Annotated in this window: 8 protein-coding genes; 4 read left to right on the top strand and 4 right to left on the bottom strand. The window is 36.0% G+C overall.

The features are described from left to right. Positions 1-81 precede the first annotated feature (81 nt). From ACLHG9_RS10005 to ACLHG9_RS09995, 3 genes are all read right to left on the bottom strand, one after another. A complete protein-coding gene (locus ACLHG9_RS10005) occupies positions 82-1704 on the bottom strand; it encodes an Ig-like domain-containing protein (protein WP_410221351.1) in 1623 nt (540 codons plus the stop codon). A gap of 22 nt (positions 1705-1726) precedes the next feature. Continuing rightward, a complete protein-coding gene (locus ACLHG9_RS10000) occupies positions 1727-4468 on the bottom strand; it encodes a TonB-dependent receptor domain-containing protein (protein ID WP_410221350.1) in 2742 nt (913 codons plus the stop codon). Positions 4469-4689: 221 nt separating this feature from the next. After that, positions 4690-6330, bottom strand: a complete 1641-nt coding sequence (locus ACLHG9_RS09995) for a tetratricopeptide repeat protein (protein ID WP_410221349.1) — start codon at positions 6328-6330, stop codon at positions 4690-4692. Positions 6331-6572: 242 nt separating this feature from the next. On the opposite strand from ACLHG9_RS09995, the gene queG reads away from it, so the two are divergent. From queG to ACLHG9_RS09975, 4 genes are all read left to right on the top strand, one after another. Then, positions 6573-7520, top strand: a complete 948-nt coding sequence (gene queG, locus ACLHG9_RS09990; RefSeq protein ID WP_410221348.1) for a tRNA epoxyqueuosine(34) reductase QueG — start codon at positions 6573-6575, stop codon at positions 7518-7520. Beyond that, positions 7517-8362: a hypothetical protein gene (locus ACLHG9_RS09985; protein ID WP_410221347.1), complete on the top strand. Its 846-nt coding sequence runs from the start codon at positions 7517-7519 to the stop codon at positions 8360-8362. Before queG ends, ACLHG9_RS09985 begins: the two co-directional genes overlap by 4 nt. 14 nt (positions 8363-8376) lie before the next feature. Further along, positions 8377-9219 (top strand): helix-turn-helix domain-containing protein, encoded by an 843-nt coding sequence (locus tag ACLHG9_RS09980; RefSeq protein WP_410221346.1) that lies wholly within the window; start codon positions 8377-8379, stop codon positions 9217-9219. A gap of 65 nt (positions 9220-9284) precedes the next feature. Then, positions 9285-10889, top strand: coding sequence for a S41 family peptidase (locus ACLHG9_RS09975; RefSeq protein ID WP_410221345.1), 1605 nt, complete (start codon positions 9285-9287; stop codon positions 10887-10889). Positions 10890-10977: 88 nt separating this feature from the next. Here the strand turns inward: ACLHG9_RS09975 and ACLHG9_RS09970 are convergent, their stop codons facing one another. Next, positions 10978-12663, bottom strand: a complete 1686-nt coding sequence (locus ACLHG9_RS09970; RefSeq protein WP_410221344.1) for a hypothetical protein — start codon at positions 12661-12663, stop codon at positions 10978-10980. Positions 12664-12685 lie beyond the last annotated feature (22 nt).

The following is a 12685-nucleotide window of genomic DNA, read 5'->3' as shown; positions in this document are numbered from 1 at the left end:
TAATGTTTAAAAACCGATGCCTTCCAAATGCAAATGTATCTAAAAGGCATCGGCTGTATTTTAATCAATTTATATATTGTTTTATTTTGTTCCAAAGGCCCCGAAACGTGCTACAGGGGCTTGTGATTTATAAACCATGCCATTTACGGTAATGCCAGTTGCTACAAAATGTGGTGTAAGAATGGCATTACCTGTTCCGCTATAGGCACCTGTAAGTACAGGTGATCCTGCCTGTACAGAAAAATCCCAGTTGCTATCATAGGTATAACTTGTTAAGACATTGGAATTAAAAGGGAAATTTACAAATTTTGGATCTTTAGCAGTATCTCCTGCTGATGCGCTCACGACACTGTGCTGATCTACATAAGCAGGATACACATTGGTGTTAGCTAAAGTATAGCCTAAATAAGCGGTAGTTGTTCCTCCTGATACATCCTGAGCAAGCGTACTGGTTTGCGAACCCGAAGCGTAGAAATTATAATCAATTATAGATTTATCATCACACCCGTCTTTCACGCTTACGGTACCCCATTTAGGTGTCATCGCTTTAAATTTACTGTTAACGATCAGATTGTTAAAAACACCTACCAAAGCGGCTTTTTCTACGTAGATGCTGCCTCCTTTTACGCCGTCACGACGCCATCCGGCATTAATGATCGTATTGTTATAGGCCTTGATACTTGCTTGAAATCTTCCGGCTGCATCGTCCTGTCCTGAACTCGATAATTTAAATCCATTTGTATTTGGGCTGTAAATAATGTTTTGCGAGGCGTCCACTTTACATCCCGCTTTTACATTGATGCCCTCTCCACCTGTTTTACCATTGGCATAAAGGATGTTATTCTGCATAATTACGCTTCCTCCCATAAAATAAACAGCATCTGACGCTCCGTTTCTCAAGATAGAGCTCATTACAACATATTTACCATTTACATTACTCGTAGTAATCTGTGGTGCAGCATCGCCACCTGCGGTATAAATACCTGCCACAGCCGAAGGAGAATCTGATACGACCTCTCCGCCTGTATATTCAATAATAACGTTATCAAATAGCATTTCAGGGCATTTAGCCGTAGCTACAATACCTCCCCACAAACCTGCAAATGTATTGGCAGAGGTTCGTTTGCTCTCTGCTACAGTAAACATAATCGGATTTGACTTAGTGCCTTTACAATACAGGCTTCCGTTAACTATCATTTCTATTTTGGTATGGCTTGCACCCACTCCGTTATCGTCAAAAATTACTTTTACGCCCTCTTCTATGGTAAGTGTTTTACCTTCGGGTACTGTAATATGCCCTGATACAAACACAGTTGTATTTTTTTCCCATACCCCGCTTACGTTACCACTTACTTTATCCATTTGCGCCCATGCCACAGTAACATCACATTTTGCAGAAATACCTGGGTTTGTAGCTGATGTAGCTGTTATGATGGCTGCGCCTTCTTTTATCGCCATAATCTTACCTTCATTATCTACCGTTGCCACAGCTTCATTAGATGACTTCCATACAATACCTTTATTTGTTGCATTATCAGGAAAAAATGTCACGCTTAATTTTTCTGTTTCTTGTGGTTTTAATGTTACTGATGTTTTAGACATCGTAATCCCTGCTATAGGATTTTCAAGATCCTTTTTTTTACAGCTCTGGAAAACCAGCAAGCTTGTGAAAATTAGCAGTAAGGAAAATAATTGTTTTTTCATTTCATATATAATTTTAAGTTTTCTAATAAAATTTATACCTGATGCCCAGTATCACATTTTGTCCGTAATAATTATAGCGCTCTACAACCCCTCCTTTATATCGTTTTACATTTTGCAATAATTCATTTTGCCGGTTTGGTTTAACATACTGTATAGTTGGCGAATTAAGCAGGTTAGAAGCCTTGATAAATGCCCCCATATGTTTGCCCAGCTTTTTTTCTACCGATGCATCCAATTGAGAAAATCCCGCTAACCAGCTATCGCGGTTATAATAAGGAGATACGATCAAGATACGCTCTCCGGTATAAGAATAAGCCAGCTGCCCATCCCAACCATGGCGCACATCTTTAAAAAGAAGAGAAAAGTTAACCACATGGCCTGCCTGCCCATATAATGGCCTGCTTTGTTCAACATTTATAGTAATGTATTTATTTGATGCACTTACATCTGGGTTAGGCATTTCATCTTTTTTGGTGGTAGTGATACGTGAATGTGTGTAAGTATAATTTGCCTTGATGCCAAACCAGTTAAAATATTTCAGGATATCTAACTCTACTCCTAAATTGTAGGCATTACCAAAATTCAAAGGCATATAATAGGTATCTTGTCCAAAACCGGTAACCATACTAAACTCAATAGGATTGATTATTTTTTTATAGAATGCACCCAGCATCAATTGTTCTGCCGGACGTGGATAGTATTCGTAACGCAGGTCATAATTATACGCAACCGTATGTTGAATATCAGGATTTCCGCGTTCTTTATAATCTTCACTGATTATCTGATAAGGCACAATCTCAAAGAAACTTGGCCTGTTAATGGCTTTTACATAAGATGCACGCAGGTTGGTATGTTTATTTACCTCATATTTTAAGTGCGCCGATGGTAAAATATCGGTATAATTTTGCTCTCCGGTATTGCGTGCTCCTTCGGTTGGAAATTTTAAGAAATAGCCTTGTTTTGTATGCTCAGCCCGCAAGCCCGCAAGCAATTGCAAATGTTTATGAACATATTTAGATTGCAGGTAACCCGCCGTAATTTTTTCTGAAGCATCATAATTTAACGGATCGCTGATATTACCAAATTCCTTTACCTCAAATCTTATTTCATCATAATTGTTCCAATCGATACCTTTTATCAGCTCTCTTTGCGTTGCTTCTGGCTTACGCTCATCAAAAGGACGGAAAGTATATTCATTAAAATAACTGTTACGGATCTTGTCTCGGTATAAACCTCCGGTAGAAAGTTCCATCTGGCCGTTCCCTGCATCAATGGTATATTTCAGATTAAGATAACCCGCTTTATCTTCGTCTGAATTATGCTCCCATCTACGTAAGGCTCCAACATCTTGTGCAATACGATACAGACCATTTACAACAGTTACATTTACCTGCGTATTATCAGGTGTTTCATTTAGCGCTTTAGAATATACTGCCGACCAATCTAATTGCAGGTGCTTATCTGCCAACTGATGTAAACCTTTCAGGGTGCTGTTCAGTATTTGCTGCTGGTTCCAGCGCAGACGCGTGGTTTGCGAAGTACGACTTTCTGCGTCTCTTACCTGAGCTTCATTAAAGCGCATATAGGCATTGTACCATACCAGCTTATGATGTTTGTTTGGATTATAATCAAATTTGGCGTGAAAGCCCATCCTGCTCTGCTGTTCAGAGAAATAACGACGGGTAATGCTCTGTACCTGATCAGAACCCACACTTCCGTACAGATCATTATGATTGCCTCTATAATTATTTTGGAAACTTCCGGCCAATATTACGCCCAATTGTTTCTTAAACAACCTGTCTCCATATGAAAATCCTGCATTTAAGCCCGGTAATGCTGTTTGTGCTCGCAAAGCCAGATTAGCATCCGTAAAATCTTTCATTTTTACCGGATAAGCCAGTCCGTATTTTTCGGTAGGCGATTGCTTATTAATAACTGAGTAATTGAAAGATTGAAAATCTCTTTTAAAATATTGAAAATTATAACCTGTGGCCATATTAGCCCCAATCAACCGGTGTGCAGGTGCATCTTTCATTACCATATCAATAGCCCCGCCAATACCATCGGCTTCCATATTGGCTGTAAGTGATTTGGTAACCTCAAGTCTCTCTAGCAGCTCAGCCGGAAAAATATCTAAAGGAACAAAACGGTTCTTGTTATCAGGACTTGGTATCTTTATTCCGTTTACCAATGTATAATTGAAGCGTTTATCCATGCCTCTAAGTATGGCATAACGTCCTTCACCACTGGCATTTCTTTCAACAACTGCTCCCGACATACGTTGCAATACGTTAGCCACTGTAATATCTGGCGAAAGTTCTATAGCTTTGGCGCTCATTACGTTCATCACGTTCATAGCCTGCCTTTCAATGTTTCGGGCCATGTTTTCTGTACCCTCACCCTGTTTTGATGATACAGCAACTTCTTTAAGGGATAAATTAGATGGGTTTAATTTAATTTCAATAGTTTTTTCCGGATGAGCCTCAAACGTAATGTGTTTTTCAGTATATCCCACATGTGTAAAGGCAATGGTAATAGGAAAATTTATCTTTTCAATAGTGAAACTTCCATCAAGACCAGTGGCTGCTTTTTGCGAAACCCGGCCATGAACTGTAACACTAACACCTGCGAGTGCCTCGCCAGATTGCACATCAGTTACCACACCACGTAACACCTGAGCATTTGCTACTCCCGCAAAAATGAATAGACTTACGGCTACACTTATAATCAAACACCTAAATAAAATGCTTAAAGCTTTCTTCATATATCTTTGGTCAAATCATTTTCGCTTGACGCTGCAAATATGATACGCTCCAAAAAGAATGAATAATTTTTACCGTTACATTAAAGCAACAACTGCTTTTAAGTCGTAAGCCATATGTAAACACAAACAAATAATATACTAAAAATCAAGTACTTAACAATAATTAAACCGCCATTATGTTTTGATTATACTAATGTAAACTAATTGTTAAGCCCCCAAAATCAAATAGATTGTACAAAAGTGGTCAGATTACCGCCCTGAGGAATATTGAGTTTTTTTCTCAATCTGTAGCGGGCAACCCTTAAACTATCAGTCGAAATTCCCAGCAAAGTTGATATATCTGTTGAATTCAAGTTAATTTTTAGCAAAGCGATCAGTCTTATATCAGCTGCTGTGAGGTCTTTACTCTTTTCCTTTAGTTTTTCAAAAAAACTTTGGTGAACTTGTTCAAAAGCTTGTATAAATTCTTTCCAATACTGTTCTTGAGCTATACTTTCGTTAATTTCTACAATTAACTTTTGCATTTGTCTTTTCTGATCTCTCTTTTCATCTTTTACCAATGCCTGCAAAGAAGTTCGCATATGTTCTAAAAACTGATTATTGCGGATAAGATTTAACGTATGGGCAGAAAGTTCTCTACTTTTCAACTCTAACTGTTCCTTAAGCTTTTCTTCTTCAAGATCCTGATTTTTAATTCTTGATGCCAACAATTCGCTCTCTATTTGCTTTTGTTTAGCCTCAGCCTGTTGCTCTTTGATCTTTAATCTTTGTCTGCTGTAAAAGGTCACCGATAATACTACTAATAAAGCCAATACAATTAATGAGGCAACAATAATCGTTTGGTTCATCCTTCTATTTACCTGTAATTCTTTGATCTCATCACTTTTCTTGTCCATATCATAAAGTACCTGTAAAAAAGAGGCTTGTTTTATACCATCAAGCGAGTAAATATCCAATGTATGTTTTCTACTTAATTCTGCATAGTGATAAGCGCTATCCATTTTACCCATTAAGGCAAAGGTTTTTGCCAGATCTTTTGTTGTTGCGGCCAGCTGATAGCTATTGCCTAAATCTAAAGCCATTTGGTAAGCCTCTTTGGTTTTGGCTATACTTTGTAAGTATTTTCCGGTTTTACGTAAAAGATCACCTAAGTTGTTAACAACTTCTACGCTGCCAATTTCGTTTTTGGTTTCCTGATAAAGTGCTAAGGATTTGTTAAAATAAACCGCAGCAGAATCATATTTCTCCAAGTCTTCATAGATACTCCCCAGATTTTCATAAATCTTAGCCGAACCATCATGATCTTTTATAGCGGTGAAGTTTTGCAAAGCCAGGTGTTGATAATAAAAAGCACTGTCGTACTGGTGTTTCTTTTCATAGAGATGACCTATATTACCAAATGTTTCGGCCATGCCAGCCCTGTTCTTTGTTTTCTTGAGTAGTTCTAAAGCCCGATTGTAATGTTCTCTAGCTAAATTGCTCTGTTTGTTATAATAATAGAAAAGACCAATATCATTTAAATTAGAAGCCATCAAATCAGGTTTGTTTAAGGTACCGAAGATTTTATCAGCATCTAAATAATACTCTAAAGCCAGTTGGTAATGCCCTTGCGAAAAGCAGATCCATCCCATTTGTTGCAGACATAAGCCTTCTTTTTCTTTTTCATTTTCAGTTAAGGCCTGACTATAGCTTTTTTTTAACAGAACCATGGCCGAATCAGGATATCTTTGACTGAGTCTTCTTAATTGCTCGATATTTTTGACCTGTGCCATAGAAACAAATGGCATACCTAAAAGACCAATTGTGATAACCACAAACTGTAAAATAAATATTTTCAGCAACTTACTATTAAGTCTTAACATATTGAATTTGTAATTATTGAGCTCTTTTTTGATTTTAAACAGGGTAGGATTTCTGAACGTTCAATCTTTCTTTCAAGATGTTTAAACGATTTAAATTCAAGCTCTAAATATTGCACAAAGTTGAAGAATATTTTCGCCTACATGCGTTAAAAAATCATTATCAAATCATTAAAACATGGCTAATTCTGCTTTAACCAATCTGTACCGGTTGCTATTAACATAAAAAATTATCTTTGTACAAAATGTTGAACAAGACAGCCACATATAGTCAGATGATCAAAAACGAGGCACTACGCCTAGGTTTTATGGCTTGTGGCATATCTAAAGCAACATTTTTGGAAGAAGAAGCTCCACGTCTCGAAAAATGGTTAAAAAACAACTACCATGGCGAGATGGCTTATATGGAAAACCATTTTGACAAACGCCTTGATCCGCGTCTCCTTGTTAAAGGTGCTAAATCTATAGTATCGCTTACCTTAAATTATTTTACCGATTTAAAACAGCAAGATGCAAGTGCTCCAAAGATTTCTAAATATGCTTATGGAAAAGACTACCATAGCGTAATTAAAGATAAGCTTCAGGCATTAATGGTTTTTATCCGCGAAAACATTGGCGAGGTAGATGGTCGTTGTTTTGTAGACTCAGCACCTGTTTTAGATAAAGCATGGGCCAAAAAATCTGGTTTGGGCTGGGTGGGTAAAAATGCCAATCTCATCAGTAAACAGGTGGGTTCTTTCTTTTTTCTGGCCGAACTCATTATAGACCTTGAACTGACTTATGATAATCCTTTTCCCACAGATCACTGCGGTTCTTGTACCCGTTGCATAGACGCTTGTCCAACCCATGCCATTGTTGCACCATATACCATTGATGGGAGCCGTTGCATATCTTACCTTACCATAGAGCTTAAAAACGAGATACCTCAGGAATTTAAAGGCAAAATGGACAACTGGATGTTTGGCTGCGATGTATGTCAGGATGTATGCCCATGGAACAGATTTTCAACCCTGCACCAAGAAGAGCAATTTAAACCTAAAGAAGAACTGCTGGAGTTTAGCAAAGCAGAACTGGTTGAAATGACCGATGAGGTTTTTAAACGTGTTTTTAAGAATTCTCCTGTAAAGCGTACCAAGTTTAGCGGACTTAAGCGAAACATTGATTTCTTACAATTATCTGTTATCGAAAAATGAGAAAGTTTTTATTCATATTATTTATATTAACAAATTTAAAATCAATTAGCTATAGCCAACAATTAAAGTTAAAGAAGAACAATAATTCAATACCTGCAAGCATTTTTTCGAAGCAGATTGCAGACAGTGTTCTACCTCTATTTAATCGGGAAGAAATCATTTACAAAGCAATAAAAAAGGGCAATATTCCTGATTATTTAAGAAAGTTGGTCAAGATCAGCATTACAGATACCTTAGTTAATCAACCTTACACTTTAGATATTTTTGTTTTGCCAGATTACTTATCCATAGGAACAAATGAGGATTATTTATATATGCCTGTAACCCCTATTCTGGCTCAAAAGATTGCGGACTTGAGCCATTGCAGTCTCCCTACAAAAAAACTTGCTGATATCATTTATCAAAATGCAAAGATCAAACTGGAACCACAGCCTATTCCACCCACAAAAGCAATGACTACGGTTGCTGTTTTTGAAAAACACAACCTATTGGTGCAAGATCAGTTATTTGGTTTCAATAAGGCACATTTAAATAGTCTGCTTGTTGCTGGCAATAAAAAAGATATAATTATTTCTAATAAGATATATGGTGAGAACAGCCCCAGGGTGGTGATATATGGCTGGCATAAAACCGATGGTAAACCTATACAACCGGTTTACAATAAACACAGCAATACCTGGGCAGATTACAGCCATGGTTTACGTCTTATACAAAACAAAGTTTACCTGAATGGTAAAAGTACCTCATTACAAAAAATACTGGCTGATCCGGTATTAAGTAAACTAATTAGCGACGAGGGTTCAATTGAAAAACCTTTCTATCCAATTTTTGAAAAATATTAGCGTTTAATGATCAAATGAAATCTGTAATTATCAAACCTAAAAATGAAATTCTGAAAAAATATATTCAGTATTTTCTCTTTTTTAAAAAGACGGATAACCATATACTGCACTATACTACTTTCCCTAACAATAACTTATGCCTTGCCATCTACAAACAGAACGAAGTAAGCTACGTAAATAACCTCAAAACAAATAATTGCATTATTTCAAAAGGGAATAATTTATTTCCCTGCCGCTTCTACGGGTTCCATAAAATGCCTTTTAATGTTCAAGTTGATACTGCTCTTGATCAGATTTGCATTGTTTTTTATCCTTCTGCAATAAAGGCTTTTACTTTTATTGATTTTAACGATCTCATGAACCCGGCGCTTACTTTAAAAGATATTTTTACTTACAAACATACTTTTTCTTTTGAGCAGGTTTTTGAACAAGAAAATCTATTTGCAAGAGCTGAACAATTAGAGCATATCTTGTTTAAAAACTTAAGAGATGATATTCCCGATAAGTTAAAAGAAGCCTTATATATCATATCTGCAAAAAAATCTGCTGAAAACCTTAACATAGAAAGCTTATCTAAACAACTTAAAATAAGTGATACCACCCTATTTCGCTTATTTAAAAATCATTTGGGGCAAAATCCCAAATCATACCTCCAAACCATCCGGTTTAGAAATGTACTTCATCAAGTGGCCAATCCTATAAACTCATTAACCGAAATTGCCTATCAAAACCAATATTACGATCAGGCTCACTTTATCAAAGATTTCAAAACTTTCTCGGGTTATGCCCCTAAACAGCTTGCACATAAAATCTCTGTTCAGCAAAACGATCTTACCTGGATTTACAATAAAAACTAGCCCTGAATGATTTTTACAATTTTTGAGGTCTTTGCTTCATTTTATTTGTACCTCAAAAAATGAAGATGAATAGAAGTTTATTGTTTGTTGCTGTATGCCTTCTTGCAGCATGTTCTGTACGCAAAAATCAGAATAACCCTAAAACCCAGTTTGACCATATAGAAGGTATACCCCAGCTTAGTTATGAGCAAATGAAAGAGGACCATGATTCACTGGTATCTTATATCAAACAGGTAAGCCCTGTTATTTATTTTAATGAACAGGTAAGAGGGATAAATTTTAATCATTATGCTCAAAAATTAAGAAAAAGCATTCATACCCAAACTACAATGCCAGAATATGTGCAGATTGTTGAGAAAACATTAAATGCGGCACAAGACGGACATTCTAACAGGTTAGGCAAATGGCATCTCAACCTCTTAAAAGACAACTGGATCCCTAAAAAAATTGTTAAAGATATAGACACGGCTTCTATTGAATATGGCTATCAATATGCTGATTACCTGAGCAAGTCTTTTTATACCAAACTAAATCTTGATTTGGTTTATACCTCGGGCGAATATTATAATCTGCTTCCCTTTTCTTATAAGGGAAAAGAATTCCCGGCCAATATGAAGCTGTTAAGTTGCAATGGCATACCCATTCATAAATTTGTAAAAAATAAAATAGAATTATCAACCCCTTTAAGGTGGGACAGAATAAACAAAAGGTCATACCATGAAAAATTCTATATGCCGGCAGAAATATATGAGAACGGCTCTTTAAAACTGGTCTTTTTAACTAAAAAACATAAGCAATATCAACTGGATATTGTAAAGAATGATACGGTTACATTTCTAACTAAAAAGAATCAGGAATATGGATACAATAGCGAAAAAACTCCTCTTGTTACGCATTACTTTGAAAAAGAAGAAATTTTTTATGCTAAGCTGCCTATGATGGTAGAAGAATATGGAGATTCTCTGGCAAAACGTTTTGAGCCGATTATGACCAAACACAAAGTAAAAGCGGTGGTACTTGATATAAGGGGCAATCCGGGTGGAAGCGATAATACATATGCCAATTTTTTCAAGAAAATACTTAAAGATACCTTAAAGCAAAATGTAGTAGTAGGCCGAAATTTTAGTCCTTACAATCAAAAATTTTTCAAGATTAACCGCGATTCTGTATTAAACAGATCTTCGCATACTTTTAAAGTAAATGTTACTACGCTAAAAAAGCCAGAAATGTACTATATCTCCATACCTGATTTTAAATTTGTTGTTCCCGATACGGTCAATTCTGCTTTTAGTGGTAAAGTTTATATACTGCAAGACAGGTTTATTTACTCTTCAGCAAGTAATTTATCTAATCTGGCTTATCATAATGAACAACTGGTAAGTATAGGCGAGACACCGGATCTGCTTGGCGGGCTACAAGCTAACCCTACGGTGCTCATTCTACCACATAGCAAGATCATTTTTAGGATAGAACCCCAGATCGATTTTACCAACAGTAAAACACCTGCTGATATTTTTCAGAACAATGTAGAATATCCCATATCATATTCAATTGAACAGTTAAACCTCCGTTTAACCACAAAGGATGATATATTTGGAAAAGATTTCCTGTTAAAATACGACCCCATGTTTAGAAAAGCACTTGAACTGGAACAGGCAAGAGAAAAATAATTTTTCAATCTAAAAACTGCCTGAGATTAATCAAGCTCCTAAAGTTAGGATAATGGAAAATCTCAGGCAATCTTACCATTCAATAGATTTAATCTACATTAACCAGCAACTCATCTACCCATAAAGCTTTCCTGTCGTAATTTTCATTAAAATTTCTGACAATGAACTTTCTGTTATAGAAAGTCTTGTATTTGATTTTTAATTTACCGTTCACATAAACCCATACAGGTTTGTCCATATCAACCATTTCAGGAGATATGAATATCTTTAAAGCACCTACTCTTGAAGTTTCTATACGAAATGTATTATTGTTGTAATCACACCTTATGGCTCCAGATTTTCTAGGAAAATTAAAGGCTTTGAGCAAAGTATCTTTAGCTATAAGTTCATTACTCTTATTGTAAGCTAATAACCTGTGGATATTAAAGTTAATAGTTTTATGCCAGTTAGCTGCTTGATGAACGGTATCTAAGGCAGTAATCTGTATCCAATCTGCTCTGCCATAATTGATATCATCACATTCCCAATAAATCTGCTTACGAAAAGGCATTCTGCTCCGTTCTCTGATATCCTTAAAAATTAAAGGATACACTGTTTCAGATTCATCAAACTGCGGAAACCAATGCGGAAAGCCATTGTAACGATGATCCTGATAGTCTGCCTTAAGCGATTTCATGATTACATTCAGGCTGTCATTTCCTCCTGGCGGAAAATAATAGTCCTGATCTGTAGATACATTAAAAAAAGACCTGTTCTTAATATTTAATATAAAAGTACCCCCAGTTCTCACTACCGGACGGGTATTAAAACCATAAAATCCGGCAAAAGGGTTTTGCTGCTTCATTAAATAGGAAAAAGATCCTGTCGCACCGTTAGAATGTCCGATAATAAATACTTTATCATCATCTATATTAACAGACTGTTTTAGTTCTTTGAGCATGGCAGGGACCATAAAGAAACCATCATTTGGCGTCATCCAGTTGTACTGACGGGAAGCCTTAGGATAAACCATGATTACATCATTTAAGTCAGCATATTTGGTATAAAACCTATTCCAACCTTGTAAAATATCTATACTCTGAAACTCAGATAGCGCATTAGACTGAACTGCTCCATGCAAAAAAAACAATACAGCATACCTCTTTTCAGGATTGTATTTTGGTGGAAGGCTTACATAATAGGAAGTATATAAGCTATCTTTTACCTTAAATTTGATAGAATAGTTCTGTTTAGATTTGGGCTTAAAATGGTTAAAAGATTTGATATGGTTATATAACGTTTTTCCATCTTTAATTTGGAAGAGCTTTAAAGTCTCCCAGTTATTCTGTTGAAATTCTGATTGAGCTTGAGCCAAATCATTAAAAAAAGCTGCTTTTAAAAGTTCTGCTTTTTTCACCAATAAAACCCATCTCTGGTCTGTAAGCAGGTTTTTGTATTCATCTTTAGCAAATTTTCCGGTAATGCTTCTCCACGTATTGTTATTTTGGTTGTTAACGGCCAATAAACGTTCTAAATAACTAAAAGATTTATCTATTTCTTTAAGTTCTCCAGCGAGCACTGCTGATTTATACAATGCCGTTTCATCTATATTTCGAGGATATAATTTAAAGGCCTCCTCATATAGATTCAATGACCTGCGGTAACCTGCCGTATCTTTTGCTGCCCACATTACATGTAAAGCGCTATCTGTAAGTTTTTGGTAACTCTGTGCATAAGTTTGCTTAAAAGAAAATGCATACAGAAAAAACAACGGTACAATAAAAATCTTTCTCATAATTCTTTGAATTAGTTTCTAA

The sequence above is a fragment of the Pedobacter sp. genome (assembly GCF_046462515.1).
Lineage (GTDB): Bacteria > Bacteroidota > Bacteroidia > Sphingobacteriales > Sphingobacteriaceae > Pedobacter.
Note: the sequence above shows the minus strand (reverse complement) of the source record. Positions and strands in the feature narration are given on the sequence as shown.

What these genes read in the sequence shown, in the direction of transcription:
- ACLHG9_RS10000 (WP_410221350.1), bottom strand. Translation starts at nt 4,468, where the DNA reads ATGAAGAAAGCTTTAAGCATTTTATTTAGGTGTTTGATTATAAGTGTA.
- ACLHG9_RS09995 (WP_410221349.1), bottom strand. Translation starts at nt 6,330, where the DNA reads ATGTTAAGACTTAATAGTAAGTTGCTGAAAATATTTATTTTACAGTTT.
- ACLHG9_RS10005 (WP_410221351.1), bottom strand. Translation starts at nt 1,704, where the DNA reads ATGAAAAAACAATTATTTTCCTTACTGCTAATTTTCACAAGCTTGCTG.
- ACLHG9_RS09980 (WP_410221346.1), top strand. Translation starts at nt 8,377, where the DNA reads ATGAAATCTGTAATTATCAAACCTAAAAATGAAATTCTGAAAAAATAT.
- ACLHG9_RS09975 (WP_410221345.1), top strand. Translation starts at nt 9,285, where the DNA reads ATGAATAGAAGTTTATTGTTTGTTGCTGTATGCCTTCTTGCAGCATGT.
- queG (WP_410221348.1), top strand. Translation starts at nt 6,573, where the DNA reads ATGTTGAACAAGACAGCCACATATAGTCAGATGATCAAAAACGAGGCA.
- ACLHG9_RS09985 (WP_410221347.1), top strand. Translation starts at nt 7,517, where the DNA reads ATGAGAAAGTTTTTATTCATATTATTTATATTAACAAATTTAAAATCA.
- ACLHG9_RS09970 (WP_410221344.1), bottom strand. Translation starts at nt 12,663, where the DNA reads ATGAGAAAGATTTTTATTGTACCGTTGTTTTTTCTGTATGCATTTTCT.